General features: G+C 71.3%; 15 protein-coding genes and 2 tRNA genes. 7 read left to right on the plus strand and 10 right to left on the minus strand.

Annotation, left to right across the window (positions count from 1 at the left end):
• Positions 1 to 61 precede the first annotated feature (61 nt).
• The 3 genes from EV562_RS29575 to EV562_RS29585 all read right to left on the minus strand — a co-directional run bounded on the left by EV562_RS29575 (position 62) and on the right by EV562_RS29585 (position 2,228).
• Positions 62 to 871: a hypothetical protein gene (locus EV562_RS29575; RefSeq protein WP_133889921.1), complete on the minus strand. Its 810-nt coding sequence runs from the start codon at positions 869 to 871 to the stop codon at positions 62 to 64.
• Positions 872 to 1,011: 140 nt separating this feature from the next.
• Positions 1,012 to 1,482 carry an NUDIX domain-containing protein gene (locus EV562_RS29580; RefSeq protein ID WP_133889922.1) on the minus strand — a complete coding sequence of 157 codons (471 nt, stop codon included), beginning with the start codon at positions 1,480 to 1,482 and terminating at the stop codon, positions 1,012 to 1,014.
• A gap of 2 nt (positions 1,483 to 1,484) precedes the next feature.
• The gene (locus EV562_RS29585) at positions 1,485 to 2,228 is read right to left on the minus strand and encodes a helix-turn-helix domain-containing protein (RefSeq protein ID WP_133889923.1); all 744 of its coding nucleotides are present in this window, start codon (positions 2,226 to 2,228) and stop codon (positions 1,485 to 1,487) included.
• Between the two features lie 107 nt (positions 2,229 to 2,335).
• Between EV562_RS29585 and EV562_RS29590 the strand changes: the two genes are divergently transcribed.
• The 4 genes from EV562_RS29590 to EV562_RS29605 all read left to right on the plus strand — a co-directional run bounded on the left by EV562_RS29590 (position 2,336) and on the right by EV562_RS29605 (position 5,065).
• Positions 2,336 to 2,578 (plus strand): hypothetical protein, encoded by a 243-nt coding sequence (locus EV562_RS29590; protein ID WP_133890060.1) that lies wholly within the window; start codon positions 2,336 to 2,338, stop codon positions 2,576 to 2,578.
• A 247-nt stretch (positions 2,579 to 2,825) separates the two neighbouring features.
• Positions 2,826 to 3,269: a hypothetical protein gene (locus tag EV562_RS29595; RefSeq protein WP_133889924.1), complete on the plus strand. Its 444-nt coding sequence runs from the start codon at positions 2,826 to 2,828 to the stop codon at positions 3,267 to 3,269.
• Positions 3,270 to 3,339: 70 nt separating this feature from the next.
• Positions 3,340 to 4,176 (plus strand): protein kinase, encoded by an 837-nt coding sequence (locus EV562_RS29600; protein WP_133889925.1) that lies wholly within the window; start codon positions 3,340 to 3,342, stop codon positions 4,174 to 4,176.
• 466 nt (positions 4,177 to 4,642) lie between these two features.
• Positions 4,643 to 5,065: a tyrosine-type recombinase/integrase gene (locus EV562_RS29605; protein ID WP_243860247.1), complete on the plus strand. Its 423-nt coding sequence runs from the start codon at positions 4,643 to 4,645 to the stop codon at positions 5,063 to 5,065.
• Here the strand turns inward: EV562_RS29605 and EV562_RS29610 are convergent.
• From EV562_RS29610 to EV562_RS29620, 3 genes are all read right to left on the minus strand, one after another.
• Positions 5,062 to 5,478, minus strand: a complete 417-nt coding sequence (locus EV562_RS29610) for a DUF6234 family protein (RefSeq protein WP_133889926.1) — start codon at positions 5,476 to 5,478, stop codon at positions 5,062 to 5,064. The genes EV562_RS29605 and EV562_RS29610 overlap by 4 nt on opposite strands.
• 194 nt (positions 5,479 to 5,672) lie before the next feature.
• Positions 5,673 to 5,745 (minus strand) — tRNA-Arg (locus EV562_RS29615).
• A 227-nt stretch (positions 5,746 to 5,972) separates the two neighbouring features.
• Positions 5,973 to 6,063, minus strand: a tRNA-Ser gene (locus EV562_RS29620).
• Positions 6,064 to 6,265: 202 nt separating this feature from the next.
• Between EV562_RS29620 and EV562_RS29625 the strand changes: the two genes are divergently transcribed.
• Positions 6,266 to 6,733: an SSI family serine proteinase inhibitor gene (locus EV562_RS29625; RefSeq protein WP_133889927.1), complete on the plus strand. Its 468-nt coding sequence runs from the start codon at positions 6,266 to 6,268 to the stop codon at positions 6,731 to 6,733.
• Between the two features lie 208 nt (positions 6,734 to 6,941).
• Positions 6,942 to 11,366, plus strand: a complete 4,425-nt coding sequence (locus EV562_RS29630; RefSeq protein WP_133889928.1) for a PAS domain-containing protein — start codon at positions 6,942 to 6,944, stop codon at positions 11,364 to 11,366.
• 160 nt (positions 11,367 to 11,526) lie between these two features.
• On the opposite strand, the gene EV562_RS29635 is transcribed toward EV562_RS29630, so the two are convergent.
• The gene (locus EV562_RS29635) at positions 11,527 to 12,108 is read right to left on the minus strand and encodes a TetR family transcriptional regulator (RefSeq protein WP_133889929.1); all 582 of its coding nucleotides are present in this window, start codon (positions 12,106 to 12,108) and stop codon (positions 11,527 to 11,529) included.
• A gap of 137 nt (positions 12,109 to 12,245) precedes the next feature.
• Between EV562_RS29635 and EV562_RS29640 the strand changes: the two genes are divergently transcribed.
• Complete coding sequence (locus EV562_RS29640; RefSeq protein ID WP_133889930.1) at positions 12,246 to 13,523, plus strand: MFS transporter; 1,278 nt, start codon at positions 12,246 to 12,248, stop codon at positions 13,521 to 13,523.
• A gap of 167 nt (positions 13,524 to 13,690) precedes the next feature.
• Here the strand turns inward: EV562_RS29640 and EV562_RS29645 are convergent, their stop codons facing one another.
• The 3 genes from EV562_RS29645 to EV562_RS29660 form a co-directional block, all read right to left on the minus strand.
• The gene (locus EV562_RS29645; RefSeq protein ID WP_133889931.1) at positions 13,691 to 15,349 is read right to left on the minus strand and encodes a long-chain fatty acid--CoA ligase; all 1,659 of its coding nucleotides are present in this window, start codon (positions 15,347 to 15,349) and stop codon (positions 13,691 to 13,693) included.
• Positions 15,350 to 15,496: 147 nt separating this feature from the next.
• Positions 15,497 to 16,084, minus strand: coding sequence for a SigE family RNA polymerase sigma factor (locus EV562_RS29650; RefSeq protein WP_166662060.1), 588 nt, complete (start codon positions 16,082 to 16,084; stop codon positions 15,497 to 15,499).
• A gap of 465 nt (positions 16,085 to 16,549) precedes the next feature.
• A complete protein-coding gene (locus EV562_RS29660; protein ID WP_133889933.1) occupies positions 16,550 to 16,876 on the minus strand; it encodes a hypothetical protein in 327 nt (108 codons plus the stop codon).
• Between the last annotated feature and the right edge of the window lie 226 nt (positions 16,877 to 17,102).

The following is a 17,102-nucleotide window of genomic DNA, read 5'->3' on the forward strand; positions in this document are numbered from 1 at the left end:
TGGAGCATCTCTTTGTGCCGCGCCGCCCTGTGACGGGCAGCGCGGCACAAAGCCGCCAAGTTTATATCACGGAAGCGGTTGGCTTATTGGAATACACACCCAAAAGGCGAGTGAGTTCATCGTAGTCAGCCTTGAAGGCCTCAGATCTTACAATCACTGGCCGCTTCACCAGGCCATAGTCGCCTATCTGGAATTTATCTCCCCGCTGGACCCCCCACATCATGTCAGCGATGGAAGGCATGATTTGTTCGGCGACTTCGTCCTTGCCTGCACCCATCGCCGTATTAACGCAGTATCTAAAACCTCCCACCGCGAGATCGACGAGCGAGCTCATGTGAGAGGCTCCGTCACACGTCATGGAGTAGTGGACAACCCGTTCGAGGGACACCTTCCTGCCATCGGGCAGCGACAACGGTTGCTGGAATCGATCCCGCAGGTGGCGGTAACCAAAGTCTTCGTCAATTCTATCGATACAAACTGCACCATAGGCGTTGCCATGCTGCCCTAGGTAGCGCAAATCGAAATGCGATATCAAGGTATTGAGTGCAAATTCAACCTTCGCACTCCCCTCTGCCCCTTTCGCTATCCCGTGATGCACGACATAGGCAAGCATCTGTACCCCGGCAGCATGGCCAGCCTTAAGGGCCTCACTCTTCGCCTGATTCCAATCCTGCAACGAAATCTGCTTCGGCCGTGACCGCGTGTGAAACTTGAATGGGTCAGTATCAACAAAGCCGAATCGAGCACGAATTTCGTTCATCGCATTGTGGCAATCAACAATCTGATCAGGCGTTGCGATTAGCCCGCCATATATGAAGAATTTCCCTTGGTCCGGCGTAACATTAGTTTCGTCTGCGAACAGCCAGTACACGACACCCTCCCTGCCAAGCGTAGGAGACGGTCATACCACTTTTGCTGGTCCGCTGCAGTACTTATGCGTGTCCGGTAGGAATCTGGGTGCGGGGAGATCAGGCCATGGATCGAGCCCCTAAAGCGACGTCGCGGGTGCGATCAGCCGAGGTAGGGCCGCTCGCGGTGTTCAAGGAAGTGACGGATCCGGAGCCGCTGCGTGTGGTGCATCGGCAGCTGATCGATCTCCTCCGGCTGGACGAACCGCAGCTCCGTTGACTCGTCCGAGATCGCGAGCCGGCCCCCGACCACGCGGGCGGTGAAGCAGACGTTGAACTGCCTGCGCACCTCACCGTCCGAGTAGGCGATGATGTGGCGAGGGTCGGTGTACGTGCCTACGAGCCCGGTGATCTCTACGTCCAGACCGGCTTCTTCCTTCACCTCGCGGACGGCCGTTCCTGGGAGTGAGTCGGTCATCTCCATGCCGCCACCAGGTAGCGCCCACAGATCGTTATCCCTGCGGCGCTGAAGGAGTACGCGCCCTTCGTCGTCGGTGACCACGGCGGACGCGGCGACCACCAGGCTGTTCGGCTCCGGTGCCGCTGGGTCGTCGTAGAACTCGGTCCGTGCCATGGTCACCCTTCTCGTACCGGCGTCGCGGTTTCCCACACCGCGTCGAAGCTGCTGGCGTAGGTGTCGAACATGCCGCCCTTCCCGCTGCGCCGGAGATGCCACACGGGAGCACCGTAGGCGTTCACGCCCCAGACATGGGCATTGACCAGAGCCTGGTCATCCGCGCGATAGATGGAGTTGTAGAGGGTGGTGGCATGGGTTCGAACCTCGATGCCAGGTACCCCGGCAAGCGGGCGGTAGTGCATGAGGGCGAGTCGGCAACGGGACTCGATCCCGTGGCCGAACCTCTCCTCCGCGCCGCGCTGTTGGACATTCGTACTGTCCGGGTCGCCGATTGCGATACGGACCGCACACCCGCCGTCCGCTCGCTCTCGCAACAAGTCGTTGAGCCGCGGGTACGCCTCGTGCAGGAAGACGGCGGCGTACACCAGCACGTCGATGTGCTCGCGCGCCTGGGTCAGCATGTCCACGAAGGTGGACACGGGGATGTCCGCCCGCTGGTCGTAGAGGGCCACAAGTTCCGGACTGACAGCGCGGGCAGGGCGTGCCTGCCGGAGCGCGGGCCATAGAGCGTGCACGTCTTCTCCTAGTGTTTCCGCTGCCAGCATGGCCGTGGTCCGGCGCGGCGTACGCCCCAGATTGACCCATCGTTCTACGGACTTGGGGTCGACTTCGACCTTGTCCGCAAGGGCGGCGTAAGTCCAGCCGCCGGCCGCCATGGCAGCACGTAACCTCTCGTTCGGCATCCCAATCTCTCCTAACAGCCGGGGACGGCACTAGGGACGTTCTACCTGACGCGGGACGTCCCGAAGTGGGGTTTGTCGGAGGTTCCAACGTCCTGATGAGCGGCAGGATGCTCGTCCGCATGGCGAGCAACCAGCAGACCAGGCCAGGCATCGGTGAACTGGCGAAGGACACTGCCAGTGGACGTATCGGCGTCGTCATGGGCGGGGTCGGCGCCCGGGTGCAGATAAGGCCCGTCGGCGGCGGCGTCGAGTGGGATGCCCTGCCGGACAACGTGGTGGCCCCGACCGCGCGGGAAGAACTGAGCGCCCGCCTGGCCATCAAGAACGGCAACAGCCGGGACGGCCTGTGATGCGCGCCATCGGCCGGTATGCCGGGGTCCTGTTCATCATCATGATCAGCGGATCGTGTGGCCTGGTGATCGGCATGGCCCTCGGCACCAGCCAGTAGACCGGCCGCCCCGAACGGGGTGCCACCTTCCCTGGCTCCCCCTTCCCCGTTCGGGGTCGGCCTTCCATCCCCCGGTCGCCATAGGCCGTGCCTCGGCGACCGATGCGGGCGCAAGTGCCAGAGCACAGCGACACTCAAGGAGTATTCGCATGACGGCAACGGCCAACGACCAAAAGACCGGTCGCGCGGTGGCTGGTGAGGAACTGTTCGACAGCCTCACCCACTTCGTGATCGTCCACAACGGGCAGTCCCGCGAACGGGCCGAGCGGATCGCGGACCAGGCGGTGGCCTTCGTGGTCACCGCCGCGACCGCGACCGTGCCCATGGTCCCGTCCGACGACGTGGACCTCGGTCTGCACGCACTCATCCTGCACACGAAGGAGTACGCCGCGCTCTGCGACCAGTACGCGGGCCGCTTCCTCCACCACAGCCCCATGCCGGGCGGAGGGCCCCGTGACCCGAAGAAGGTCGCCGCGTCCGCACACGCGATGAAGGCGGCCGGATTCATGGTCTTCGACGACCTCTGGACCGTGGACGGCACGAACCTCGCGCAGTGCGACGCGGACTGCGGCCGTCCGTACGGTCAGGCGTAGCGACACGACACCAGCGGCGCGGCCGGCCTCGATGCGGGGTCGACCGCGCCGCCCGGAAGGAGAACAGACTTTGTCCGGGACACCCCCTGAACTGCCGATCGTCGTGCTCAACGCGCTGATGCCCAAGGATCAGCGCCTGGTCGTCAATCGTCGAGGCTCGATGGTCTGGGAGGTCGAGAGCCCTCGGGGGCGGTACGCCGTGAAGGTCGGTTACCCGATCGAGGCCACGGCCGACTGGCCCGCACAGCCCTGGACGGCACTCGCCCCCGCGCGCGAAGGGGCCGTGCTGTACCGCCTCGGCCTCGATGACTTCGCGTACGGCGAATGGGAGCTGGGCACCTGGAACTTCCAGCCGTGGCACGAAGGGCCCGACCTGTACGAGCTGTGGAAGCCCTGTCGTGAGCCGGACTCTCGTACGGAACCTCATACCAGCGCGGCCCTCGGCTGCGTAGAGGCGCTGGCCGAGCTACATGGCAAGGGCTGGACCCACGGCGACGTGCAACCGGCACACTTCATCATCGGCGCGGATCGCACGCACCTCATCGACCTGGCCTTGGCGCGCGGCGGACACGTCCCCGAGGGTTACGACTTTCCGTTCCGCGGCTGCCTCGTCCACTACGAGGCGCCGGAGATCGCGCGCAGCGTGCTTGCGACCGGAGAGGCGCAGCCTACGCAGGAAGCGGACATTTATGCGCTCGGCGCGTCCCTGCTCATTTCCGCCACGGGCTGGCGGACCGTCGAGTACCCGGACGACGCACCGCGCCCCGAGCAGAGACAAGCCGTCGCGAGCGGCAAGCGCCGGCCTGTGAAGGTGCATGGCGAGCTGGGCGAACTGATCGACGCCATGCTCAGTCCGGCGCCCGAGGACAGGCCCACGATCTACGAGGTCGGTAAGGCCCTGAGCTGAGCCGTAGACCCACAAGCAGAAGACCGGACCACCCCTCCGCCTGGACAGCATTCAGGGTGGCCCGGTCGCGGAATCCCTGGTCAGGACCCCGGTGCCGATGGTACCGGGGCGGTTGGCGTGCTCGTGTGCGGGTGCTGCTGGAACGCCGGTCCCTCGTTGTCGAGTTGGAGAGGAGTTCTGACCTGAGCCACCGAAAGTCAGCCACGACGGCGGGTGCGCCGAATGAGCACCCGTCACGTGTGTTTCCAGCGACCACCCGCCGGCCACGACCACGCTTCTTCAATGCGTCACGCCACCGCATGCGGCTCTGCGGCCCATCCGGCTTGGAGCAGTGGCCGGTTGGCGGTGTGGTCACGCATGGTCGGCGTCGGCCTGGTCTTGGTGCTCGGGGAGGTCGGGTTTCCTCCTGGCCTGGTCGCCAGCCTTGGCGGTGCTGCGCGCTGAGCGGCGGGGGGCCGCCGGAGCGGTGGCGAAGACAGGGAGCGGCGGCGGCCACGGGCCGCCCGCGCGCGCGGCCCGCCGCAGGCGGGCCGCCTTGAAGGGGACGGGTCAGGGACTCGTCTTCACCACGAAGAACGGGACCCCGATCGAGCCGCGCAACCTGAACCGGTCCTTCGAGGCCCTGTGCGCCCGTGCAGCCGTCCGTAAGGTCCGGTTTCACGACCTGCGTCACACGTGCGCGTCCCTCCTCCACGAACAGGGCGCCGACCCCCGCATGATCATGGAGGTCTTGGGCCACAGCTCGATCCGCGTGACGATGGACATTTACACCTTCGTCCGGCTCGACTCCCAGCGCTCCGCCTTCGACCGCGTCGGGGACGTGCTGAGGGGTGACGGCAACGGACCAAATGATGACGACGGCGCGAATGGAGCCCTCTCAGCCGTCTAGCCGTGCCCCTTGCAGCCCACCGCTGACGGTACGTCGCGGCATCGCTGCTCTTGGTGGGACTGAACCTCAACGCCATCGAAGACAACGATGCAGATCAAGGCGGCCATGATGGCTTGGGAGACAACCGTGACGATGGCTCCGGCCCATGCCGCTATCGCGGCCGCCGCAACGGCGAGGAGCCCGACTCCGCCAGCAGCAGCCAGGTAGTTCCACAACGGGTCAGTCGTGACGCTCTTCGCTGGGTCGAGGTTGAACCCGGATAAGAACCAGAGTCCGAAGATCACCACAAGGGTGATCAGCTCCAGGAGCACGAGACCACACCCGGCCCCGATATCGGCACCGCGGTCCGCACGGCGCCGCGGTCCGGGGCCAGTGGTGGCATCGAAGGCCGGCGGGGCAGCGGGCAGGTTCATACTCGCCACCATGCTCGCCTCTGCGAGGCTGGCGCATGAGTACGGCTACTCAGCTCCGCATCGGGTGGATCTCACGACTCACCCGAGCCCAACCGGTTCCCCACCCGCTCCGTGAGGCGGTTGCCGGCAAACACTGCCGTCGAGGCAAAAGCCAGAGGCCTTGTGGATCACTCCACAAGGCCTCTGGTCTGCTGTGCACTCGGCAGGATTCGAACCTGCAACCTTCTGATCCGTAGTCAGATGCTCTATCCGTTAAGCTACGAGTGCTTGTCTTGTTCAGTTTTACCGCCGCTCCCGTTCCTTCCAGCCCGTTCGCGGCGACAGGAAGAACATTACATGACTGCCGCCGTCATGTGAAATCCATTGGCCGCACCCCTTGTGACCTGCCCAAACGCCTGTCCGGGGCCTCTGGCGGGACCTCTGGGGCCACCCCGCGCCGGTCGGTGACAACACCGAAGCCCCGGCCGTGTGGGCCGGGGCTTCGGTGGTCGGTGCGGAGGCGGAGGGATTTGAACCCTCGATGGGGTGTAAGCCCCAAACCGCATTAGCAGTGCGGCGCCATAGACCGGACTAGGCGACGCCTCCAGACAACATCACCACTTCGCGTGCGAGCGCGAGTGGCGCGTGCCGATGATGACACAGTTGAGCGCGCTGTCACCAATCGACCCCTACGGTACTAGGCGGGCGGGCCGCGGGGCAAAGCCCTTACGGCCTGCCGGGGGCGTCCGCACGGCGTACCCCGCGGCCGCGCGCGCAACGTCCGGGCGGCCGGCGCGTTGGGCAGGTCATGTACCGGATCTCCCGCACCCCCGCGGCCCGCCTGCTCGGCGCCGCCACCCTGTCCGCCGCCGCCCTCGCCTCCGTCTGCGCCGCGCACCCGGCCGCCGCCTCGGCCGCCGGTCCCGGCACGACGGAGGGCGACCACCTGACGGTCACCGTCCGCGACGCCGGCCCGGGCCTGGACGGCACGTACGAGCTGTACTGCCACCCCACCGACGGCGACCACCCCGACCCCGAGGGCGCGTGCGCCGCCGTCGAGCAGGACACCCGGTGGGGCCGGGACACCTTCGCCCCGGTGGCCGAGGGCAGTGTCTGCACCATGCAGTACGGCGGCCCCGCCACCGCGCGGGTCACCGGCATCTGGGCGGGACGCCCGGTCGACGCGACGTACGACCGTCGCGACGGGTGCGAGATCTCCCGCTGGGACCGCATGGTGCCGCTGCTGCCGGAGCCGGCGGGCGCGACCCGGTCGTAAGGCTCGGGCAGGGCCCGGTAGTAGGGCTCGGGCGGGGTCCGGCGGTCACCGGTCACACGTTCTACGTCACTTCCTCGTGCGACCTCCGTCCCATCCCACGCCGCCCGCCGGGCCCCAACCCTTAGACTCCCTCGCGTGACACGCTGCGGGCCCGTTGGCAAGATGGCCCAGGCGGTCGGCAAGTGCGGTAACAGGAGGGAAGCGTCTCGTGAGCAGCAGGCCATCCCGGGGCACTGCTCGCCTCGCAGCCATACTGGACGCGCTGCCTGACGCGTTGGTCCTGGTCAACGCCAACGGCACCGTGGTCAACGCGAACACCATCGCGCTGGAGGCGTTCGAGGCGCCGGGCACCGCGCTGGTCGGGCGCGGTCTGCTGGATCTGCTGCCGCAGTTCGACTCGCGGCTCATCCCCGGCTCCATGCGCCGCCCCGACCACATCGACCCGCGGGCGCGCACCAAGCCGACCCGGATGGTCGCGCGGCGCACCGACGGCGCGGAGTTCCCCGTCGAGGTCACCAGCGCCAACCTGGAGACCGGCCAGCAGGCCTACGACACCTACGGCTACACCGGCGACGAGCTGCTGATGCTCGTCGTCCGCGACCTCTCCGGCACCGTCGACACCGAGGCCGAGCTGGCCCGTTCGCAGCGGCAGACCGAGATGATCCTGCGGGCCGCCTCCGAGGGCGTGGTGGGCACCGACACCGACGGCCGGATCGTCCTCGTCAACCCGGCCGCCGCCCAGATCCTGGGCTACCGGGCCGGTGAACTCGGCGGCCGCGAGCTGCACACCCTCGTCCTGCACTCGCGTGCCGACGGCTCGCCCTTCCCGTACGACGAGTCGCCGCTCGCCGACACCCTGCGCTCCGGGCGCAAGCACCGGGTGCGCGGACAGGTGCTGTTCGCCAAGAGCGGGGACCAGCTGCCGGTCGACCTGACGACCGCGCCCGTGCGCGACGGCGACCAGCTCGTGGGCGCCGTGATGACCTTCACCGACCGGCGCCCCTACGACGCCCTCGTCAAGGAGCACGAGGAGGCGGAGCGGCGGCACGCCGAGGAAGTGGAGCGGCTCGCCGAGGAGCACGCGGCCGAGCTGACCGGGCTGCGGGAGCGGCACGTCGCCGAGCTGGAGGAGCTGCGGGAGAAGCACGCGGAGGAGATCGCCGCGGACGCCGACCGCTACGCCGCCCTCGGCGAGCGGGAGAAGGACCGCTACGAGGCGATCGCGGGGCGGCACGAGCAGCTGCTCACCCTCCTCGGCGACTCGCTGCGCGGGCCGCTGGACGAGCTGCGCCGGGAGCTGGCCGCGCTGGCCTCGGACGACGCCGGGCAGTTGTGGCCCGAGGCCAACCAGGTGCTGCACCACCTGTCGGCCGGCTACTCCCGCATCACCACCCTCATCGACAACGTCCTCGGCTACCAGCGTCTCGACGCGGGCAGCGAACAGGTCGCCCGCACGAAGGTGATGCTCGACGCCGTCGTCGCCGCGGGTGTCGACGGGGCGGTGGAGCTGATCGGTCCCGGGCGCGTGCAGTTCGCCGTGCACGCGCCGCCGATCGAGGCCGAGGTCGACGCCCGGCTGCTGGCCACCGCGCTCGCCCATCTCGTCGCCGACGTCGCGGGCGTCGACGCCACCGGCAACTCTCCCGTGTCGGCCACGGGCGGCTACCTGGACAACACCGTCGTGGTCGCGGCGGCGCAGCGCGGCGAGGTCGTACGCATCGAGGTGCGCGGGCCGTACGCCGGGGGAGACCCGGTGCACGAGCCGATCGTGCGCGGGATCGTGCGGGCGCACGGCGGCGTGCTGCAGACCCACGAGGTGCCGGGCATGAGCGGCAGCGCCTACGTGCTGGAGGTGCCGATCGGGGGCGGGGCCGGAGCCGTCGGGGCCCAGGGCGGCGCCGAGCTCGCCCCGGTCGACCCCGCGGCCCCCGGGGCGTCCGTCCCGGCCGGAGGCGCCGGTGCCGCGGGCGCGGAAGTCGCCCTGGCGGTCCGGGAACCGGCCCCCGGAGGCGGGCGCCGGCGTGCGCGCCGGGCTTCCGTCGACGCGTTCCTGGACAGCGAGGTCGCCGGGACACCCGACGAGGCCGGTGCGGGTGCCGAGGCGGAGAAGGCCACCCCGACCGGTCGGCGCAGGCGGCGGGCGGCGGCTCCGGCAGAGGACCAGGTCGAAGCACCGGCGCAGGCGCAGGCGCCGGACGGCGTGCCGGTGCCGGTTCCCGTACCCGCGCAGGCGGGACCCGCCGAGGGTGCCGGGTCCGGCGGGACCGGGCGTCGGCGCGGACGGCCCGCCGAGGGCTCCGGGGCCGAGGGCGCGCAGGCCGCCGGGGTGCCCCAGGGAGTGCCCGCCGGGGTGTCCGAGGGCGCCGTCGTCATGGCCGGCGAGCACGGCGGGGGATCCGCCGCGTCCAACACCGGGCTGGGCGGGACCGTACCGCCGCAGGGTGTGCCCGCGCCCACCGGCAGGCGAGCCGGGCAGGACGGTACTGCGCAGCACGCGCTGCCCCGGGCGTTGCCCGTGCAGGCCGGCGCCTCGGACCCGGCGGACGCGGCGGATCCTGCGGGCGCCGATCAGCCGACGGGGCGGCGACGCCGTGCGCTGGCTTCCGCGAACGAGCGGGCCGCAGCGCAGGAGGCCGCTCCGCGCCAGGTCTTCGCCCTGCCGCCCGCCGACGCCGACCGCCCGTCCGACGAGGCCGGGCAGCCGGCGGAGGAACTGCGGGGCCACCCGCAGGCGCAGGGGCAGGAACGGGCGCAGGGGCAGGCCGGCCGGGTGCCGGTGCCCGGGCCGGCCGCGCCCGGTGACGCCCTTCCCGCCGACGGCCGGCACGACGCCGTACCGCACGGCCCGGCCGACGACCACACTCCGCCGCAGCCGCACCCCGCCGAGGCCCCGACGGGACGCCGCCGCCGGGCCGGGGCGGCCCGTCCGGCCGAGGAGCAGGCGCCGGTCCCGGCGCGGGACGGTCGTCCCGCGCCGAGCATCCCGGTACAAGGGACACCGCCGGTGCACGGAGCACCCGTGCCCGCCGTGGGCGCCGAGGCCCAGGTGCCCCGGCCCGCCGAGCCCGGCGCCGGCACCGTCGGCACCGCGCAGGCCGGCGCCCCGACCCCCGCAGCTCCCGCTGCCCCCGCTGCCCCTGCTGCCCCTGCTGCCCCTGCTGCCGGCACGGTCCCTGGTCAGCCGGGGCCCGCGCCGCAGCCGTGGCCGGCGGCCGGGGACACCGAGGGCGGTGCCGGTACGCCCGTACCGCCCGGCGCCGCTGCCGGTCCCGCGGCCCCGGCGGTCCCGGCGACCTCGGCCGCGCCTGCCGCGCCCGCGGCTCCGCAGGGCGTTCCCGCCACCACGCCGAGCCGGGGCACCCCCCTGCCGCCCGAGAACGCGCCCGCGCCGCGCGCGGCGCAGCCGTTGCCCGCCGAGGCGTCCGCGCCCTTCGACCCGAACTCGACGCAGGGACGGGCGTTCAGCGTGCGGACACTGGGGCAGGGGGTGCCGTTCAACCGGCAGGCGGTCCAGGTGCAGCAGCCGTCGGCCACGCCCGCCCCGCACCAGCCGGGCGGCGGCGGACGACGCCGCAAGCTGGGCACGCCGCCCGACCCGGCCACCACGCGGTCCGAGCCGTCCGCCCGTCCGCACCCGTCCGCCGAGCAGCCGCCGGGAGCGCAGCCCGCCGCCGGGCAGCCGAAGCAGCGGCAACCGCAGGCCCAGCCCCCGAAGCCGCCCCAGGAGCAGTCGTCCGTCGGCGGTCAGGGACGGCCGGCGCCGGTCACCGAGGGCGCCGGACGGTCGTACGCCATAGGAGCGCCGGACCGCAACGCGGCCGAGGGACCCGAGCCGCTGGACGGTCCCGGCGGCGCCGTCGAGGTCGCCGACCCGCCGCGTCCGCAGCCGATGGACGACGAACTGCCGCCGGAGCCGCTGGACAACCCGCGTCGGCTGCTGGTGTGGCCCGCGCCGGACGTGTCCACGCAGCAGGCGCTCAGTGACCGTGGCTACCGGCCGGTGATCGTGAACTCGCGCGAGGAGGTCGACGCGCAGATCGCGGCGTTCCCCGCCGCACTGTTCGTGGACCCGCTGACCGGGCCGATCACGCGTACGGCGCTCCAGTCGCTGCGCCAGGCGGCGGTGGCCGCCGAGGTGCCGGTGCTGGTCACGGCCGGGCTGGGACAGGCCTCGCGCGACGCCGCCTACGGCGCCGACCCCGCCGTACTGCTGAAGGCGCTCGCCCCGCGGGACAGCGAGCAGCACCCGCCTCGCGTGCTGCTGATCGAGGAGCACGCGGAGATCGCGCTGGCGTTGACCTCGACGCTGGAACGACGGGGGATGCAGGTGGCGCGGGCGGCGAGCGACGCCGACGCGGTGACGCTGGCCGGGCAGTTCCGGCCCAACCTCGTCGTGATGGACCTGATGCAGATCGAGCGGCGTCAGGCGGGCCACGCCGGGATCATCGACTGGCTGCGCGCCAACGGACAGCTCACCCGCACCCCGCTGGTCGTCTACACCGCCGCCGTCGACCAGGCCGACCTGCCGCGGCTGGCCTCGGGCGAGACGGTGCTGTTCCTGGCGGAGCGTTCCACCAGCGGTGAGGTGCAGTCCCGGATCGTCGAGCTGCTCGCGCGGATCGGGACCAACTGAGGGCGCCCTCGGCCTCGCACGGCCGAGGGCACGTCCGCGTCACCGGCCCACGGTGCCCCGCGCGTTACCGGCCCACGGTGCCCCGCGCGCCACGGTCGACGGCGCCCCGCGTCGCGGCCGACGGCGTCCTCGCCCTCGCGGGTCCACGGCACCGCGCGCGTCACCGGTCGTCGACGATGCGGCGGGCCGCCTTCTTGATCGAGTCGCGCAGGCGGTCGGCGTCGTCCTCCCCGCCGCCGACGAGGATGCGCTTCATCTGCGGTACGACGACCGCCCAGTTGGCCATCGCGACGAGCAGGAAGAGCAGGTCCGTCGCCGGGATGGCGCCGGTGACCACGCCGCGTTCCTGGGCGTCCCGCAGGGCGTCGACCTTGCGGGCGTAGTGGGCCTGGCGTTCGGCCTCGTGGGGCAGCTCGGCGGTGCCGTACTCCATGCCCTCCCAGAAGAGCAGGCGCAGCAGCTCGGGGTGGGCGGCGTGGTAGTCCAGCAGGCGGTCGATCCAGCCCTCGATGTCGTCCGGGTCGACGGGGACCGAGATCGCGAGGTCGAGCATCTTCTTCTCGAGGACGGACGCGAACAGCTCGCCCTTGTTGCCGTAGTAGGCGTAGATCAGCTGCTTGTTGGCCTTCGCCTCGGTCGCGATGCGGTCGATGCGCGCGCCGGCGATGCCGTGACGGGCGAACTCCGTCACCGCCGCCTCGAAGATCCGGGCCTTCGTTGCCTCGGGGTCCCTTGCTGCCATGAGGGCCAGGGTAAGCGGGGCGGGCCGGGCAACCAACTATTTGGTTGACAGCATCCGGGAATGCGCGTGAGACTCCCCTGGTTACTTCCAACCAACCAGTTGGTTATGACTGCGCACTCGAAGGGGCAGCTCCGCTCATGACGTCATCGCCGTCCACCTCCGCAACCGCACCGGCCGGGGCCGAACCCGCTCCCGGGTGCCGGCCCGCAGGGCCCCCCGCCGGCGGTGGTCCGGGCGGGGCCGCTCCCTCCACGGCCGCCGCCCGGCTCTTCCTCCCCCTGATCGCCCTGTGCACCGCCGTCACGGCCGCCAACATCTACCTCGCGGCGCCGCTGCTGCCCCTCATCGCCCACGACATGGGCTCGACCCCGTCGGCGGTCGCCTGGCTCGCCTCGGTCGCCCAGCTGGGCTATGCGGCCGGCCTGCTCTTCTTCGCCCCGCTCGGCGACAGCGTGAACCGGCGCCGCCTGGTCGCCGTCCTCTCGCTGGTCGCCACGGCCGCCCTGCTCGCCGCCGCCGCGTCGGCCGGGACCGGCGCGCTGGCGGGGGCCGTCCTGGTCGCCTCGGCCGCGACCGTCGTACCGCAGCTGCTCGTCCCGCTGGTCGCCGAGCGCGCCCCCGCCGACCGCCGGGCCCGGCACGTCGCCGCCGTCATCGCGGGCCTGTTCACCGGTGTCGTCGCGGCCCGGGTGCTAGGCGGCCTCGCCGGGCAGGCCTTCGGCTGGCGCACGGTGTTCGTGGGCGCCGCCGTCCTGACCGCCGTGCTGGGGCTGGCGACGGCTTACATCCTGCCCGTGGAGCGACGGCAGCGGCGGGGCCCGCTGTTCGCCGGGCTCGTCGCGATACCGGGCGTGGTGCGCCGCTCCCCCGACCTGTGGCGCGCGTGCGTGCGCCAGGCCGGCATGTACGGCGCCTGGAGCGCCCTGTGGACGTCGCTCGCCCTGCTGCTCACGGGGGACGAGGGGTACGGCATGACCACCGCGGCGGCCGGTCTGTTCGGCCTGTTCGGGCTGGCGGCGAGTGTCGTCGCGCCGCTCGCGGGCGGCCTGGTCGACCGGTTCGGCGCCGCCAAGGTCGTACGGTCCGCGTACGCGCTGGCCGCCCTGTCGGTGCCGCTGTTCTGGCTGGGCGGGCGGACGATGGCCGCCCTGTGCGCGGCCGCCGTCCTGGTGCACGCCGCCCTGGTCGCCTCCCACGTCGCCAACCAGACCCTCGCCCTGACCACCACCTCGGCCCCGGCCACCGCCAACACGGCGTACGTCGTCGCGGGCTTCGCGGGCGGCGCGCTGGCCTCGGCGCTCGCGGGACCGGCGTTCGGCCACTGGGGCTGGGGCGGCGTCTGCGCGGTGGCGGGGGCCTGGCTGGTGCTGGGGTGGACGGCCACGATCGTACGCCCCGCGCGGACCGCGCGGTGAGGACGTGCCTCCCGGGCGGGGGGCCGTGGCCGCCTGGCCGTGGATCCCACCCGGAGACCGGTCGCCGTAGTCAGGAGGCCGGTGAGGGGTCACCGAAAACGGGAGGCCGTGACCGGTCACGGGTGCCAGGTCGCCCGTGACCGTGCTCGTCCTCCTGTCCGCGCGGGTCAGAGGCGGGTGACGTCCAGGCCCCCGTCGGCGTACTGCCTGCGCAGCACCTTCTTGTCGAACTTGCCGACGCTCGTCTTGGGCACCGTCTCGATGACCGTCCAGCGTTCCGGCAGCTGCCACTTGGCGATCTTGCCGTCCTCGGCGAGGAAGGTGCGCAGGGCGGCGAAGTCGGTGGTGGCGCCCTCCCTGAGGACGACGGTGGCCAGCGGGCGCTCCCCCCACTTGTCGTCCGGGACGGCGACCACGGCGGCCTCGGCGACGTCCGGGTGGGACATCAGCGCGTTCTCCAGCTCGACGGAGGAGATCCACTCCCCGCCGGACTTGATGACGTCCTTGGCCCGGTCGGTGAGGGTGAGGAAGCCGTCCGGGGAGATCGTGCCGACGTCACCCGTCTTCAGCCAGCCGTCCTCGCTGAACTTGTCGTCGGGACGCAACGGCTCGGCGCCCGGCCCGTTGTAGTAGGCGCCGGCGATCCAGTTGCCGCGCACCTCCAGCTCACCGGCGGACTCGCCGTCCCAGGGCAGGCGCTCGCCGCCGGGACCGGTGAGGCGGGCCTCGACACCGGCCGGGAAACGGCCCTGGGTGAGGCGGTAGCCGAACTCCTGCTCCGTGCCGATCGCGTGGGCCGGCGGCCGGGCGACCGTGCCGAGCGGCGAGGTCTCCGTCATGCCCCAGGCGTGGCAGACCCGCATGCCGAGCGCGTCGAACGCCTCCATCAGGGAGGGAGGACAGGCGGAGCCGCCGATGGTGACCTGGGTCAGGGAGGAGACGTCCCGGGGCTTGGCGGTCAGCTCGGCGAGCAGGCCCTGCCAGATGGTGGGGACGGCGGCGGCGTGCGTCGGCCGCTCGCCCTCGATCATCGCGGCGAGGGGCGCGGGCTGCAGGAAGCGGTCCGGCATCAGCATGTTGACGCCGGTCATGAAGGTGGCGTGCGGCAGTCCCCAGGCGTTGACATGGAACTGCGGGACCACGACCAGCGAGGTGTCCTGGTCGGTCAGGCCCATCGACTGGGTCATGTTGACCTGCATGGAGTGCAGGTAGATGGAGCGGTGGCTGTAGACCACGCCCTTCGGGTCGCCGGTGGTGCCGGAGGTGTAGCACATGGCGGCCGCGGCCCGCTCGTCCAGCTCGGGCCAGTCGTACGTCGTGGGCTTGGGGGCGATCAGGTCCTCGTACTCGTGCACCTGGACGGCGGCGGCCCCGTCCAGCAGCGAGCGGTCGCCCGGCCCCGTGACGACGACGTGCTCGACGGTCTTGAGGTGCGGCAGCAGCGGGGCGAGCAGCGGCAGCAGCGAACCGTTGGCGATCACGACCCGGTCGGCGGCGTGGTTGACGATCCAGGCCAGCTGCTCGGGCGGGAGGCGGAGGTTGAGGGTGTGCAGGATCGCGCCCATGGACGGAATCGCGAAGTAGGCCTCGACGTGCTCGGCGTTGTTCCAGGCAAGCGTCGCCACACGTTCGGCGTCCCGGACCCCGAGGTCCTCCCGCAGGGCGTGCGCCAGCTGGGCGGCGCGGGCTCCGATCTCGGCGAAGGAGCGGCGGTGCGGTTCGTCCTCACCGGTCCAGGTGGTCACCTGCGAGCTGCCGTGGATGGTCGACCCGTGGGTCAGGATCCTCGATATCAGCAGCGGTACGTCCTGCATCGTGCTCAGCACGGGTGTCCTCCCGGGGCGACATTGCCTACGCGGCGGTAAGGGTTGCGCTGATTCTGCGCACATACCGCGTGGTATGTCACTAGCCCCGGACGATCGATCAGCGGGCGGCGCGCGACAGGGGCGCCCACCGGGGCCCCTCAGGGCGGCTCAGGAGTGGACAAAGCCCAGCTCAGGGTCCTCGCGGAGCTTGCCGAGGGCGCGGGAGACCGCCGACTTCACCGTACCCACGGAAACTCCGAGGACTTCGGCCGTCCGGGCCTCGCTGAGGTCCTCGTAGTACCTGAGGACGACCATCGCCCGCTGCCGCGCGGGCAGCTTCATGATCGCCCGCCACATCGCGTCGTGCAGGGCCTGCCGCTCCGCCTGGTCGTCGCCGCAGGACACGGGCTCCGGCTCGGGCAGCTCGTCGCAGGCGAACTCGTCGACCTTGCGCTTGCGCCACTGCGAGGTCCGGGTGTTCAGCAGCGCCCGGCGCACATAGCCGTCCAGGGCACGGTGGTCCTCGATGCGCTCCCAGGCCACGTACGTCTTGGCGAGCGCGGTCTGCAGCAGGTCCTCGGCGTCGCTCGGGTTCGCGGTGAGGGACCGGGCGGTACGCAGCAGCACCGGCTGGCGGGCCTTCACGTACGACGCGAACGACGGGTACGGGAAGGTCTGCGTCGTCATCGTCGGCCTCGTGGCGGGCGCCACGGCGGTGGCGGCGTTCGAAGCGCTGGTGCAGACGGGTGTGGTCATGGCTCCACGCTAGGAGCGGGCGGCGGCCCGCGGATCGGCCGCAGGTCCCGAAGCCGAGTCCGCCTCAGGTTGTAGGGGTGGTGTTGGCCCCACCTCCTGTAGGTGGAGTGGGGGAGGAGAGGGAGTGCGGGTCGATCCCTTAGGGACCGCGCGGGACAGGCGTCCCGGCGGGCCCGGACGGCCCCGAGCACAGGCCCGAAGCCGGGCACGCGGACGGCACCGGCGACGGGGGCAGGGGGCCCGGGCCGGCCACAAGGACGGTGCCCGGGGGGGCCACAAGGACGGTGCCGGGGGGCCACGAGGACGGAGGGCGGCCGGGCACGAGGGCGGAGTACGACCGGGCACGAAAACGTCCGGGCGACGGTACCGGAGTACCGTCGCCCGGACGCACTGCGACCCCATGAAGCACACCCGCACGACGACCCGAGGGGCGGCGCGGCAACGCACCCGCGCCGGCCCCTCAGCTCACCACCACAGCGGGGTGAAGCTGACGGCCACGTTCTCGTTGCCCTGATTGATCGCCGTGAACGCGGAGCCGTCGACCTGCGCGGTGTTGCTCTGGTTCGAGGCCCCCGAGCCGACCGCCTGCTGCTGCGTGGTGGACGAGTTGCCGTTGTTGCTCCCGCCGACGCCGCTGCCGAGGATGCCGGCGTTGGCACTGGCGGCGGTCGCGCTCGATCCGTCGTCCGCGAGGGCGCCGTTGTCCGCCGTCGCGATCCCGCCGAGCAGAGCGGCGGCAAGCGGAAGGGCGGCGAGGGCGGCGACGACACGGGCGGTACGGATGCTTGCCATGTTGTTCCTCCAGAACAAGTGCGCACCGGCTTCCAGCCGACAACGCGAGAAGTACGTGAACTAGGGCTCGTGTCAAGGCAGTTGGCCGACCGCCTCGACGCTGTGCACGACGTCGCATGATCAGAGTTGCCCACCGGCTCCCGGCAAACCACCCCGGAAGACGCGATTCGCCCTCAAGCGTGAGGACATATCGATAAACCCTCATCACTCCCTTCCGTCCCACTAA

The organism is Streptomyces sp. BK208 (genome assembly GCF_004364245.1).
Taxonomy (GTDB): Bacteria; Actinomycetota; Actinomycetes; order Streptomycetales; family Streptomycetaceae; genus Streptomyces.

Excerpts from the sequence above, each read along its gene's own strand:
- EV562_RS29580 (WP_133889922.1), bottom strand. The coding sequence starts at position 1,482 with ATGGCACGGACCGAGTTCTACGACGACCCAGCGGCACCGGAGCCGAAC.
- EV562_RS29585 (WP_133889923.1), bottom strand. The coding sequence starts at position 2,228 with ATGCCGAACGAGAGGTTACGTGCTGCCATGGCGGCCGGCGGCTGGACT.
- EV562_RS29590 (WP_133890060.1), top strand. The coding sequence starts at position 2,336 with ATGCTCGTCCGCATGGCGAGCAACCAGCAGACCAGGCCAGGCATCGGT.
- EV562_RS29595 (WP_133889924.1), top strand. The coding sequence starts at position 2,826 with ATGACGGCAACGGCCAACGACCAAAAGACCGGTCGCGCGGTGGCTGGT.
- EV562_RS29610 (WP_133889926.1), bottom strand. The coding sequence starts at position 5,478 with ATGAACCTGCCCGCTGCCCCGCCGGCCTTCGATGCCACCACTGGCCCC.
- EV562_RS29625 (WP_133889927.1), top strand. The coding sequence starts at position 6,266 with ATGTACCGGATCTCCCGCACCCCCGCGGCCCGCCTGCTCGGCGCCGCC.
- EV562_RS29635 (WP_133889929.1), bottom strand. The coding sequence starts at position 12,108 with ATGGCAGCAAGGGACCCCGAGGCAACGAAGGCCCGGATCTTCGAGGCG.
- EV562_RS29640 (WP_133889930.1), top strand. The coding sequence starts at position 12,246 with ATGACGTCATCGCCGTCCACCTCCGCAACCGCACCGGCCGGGGCCGAA.
- EV562_RS29650 (WP_166662060.1), bottom strand. The coding sequence starts at position 16,084 with ATGACCACACCCGTCTGCACCAGCGCTTCGAACGCCGCCACCGCCGTG.
- EV562_RS29660 (WP_133889933.1), bottom strand. The coding sequence starts at position 16,876 with ATGGCAAGCATCCGTACCGCCCGTGTCGTCGCCGCCCTCGCCGCCCTT.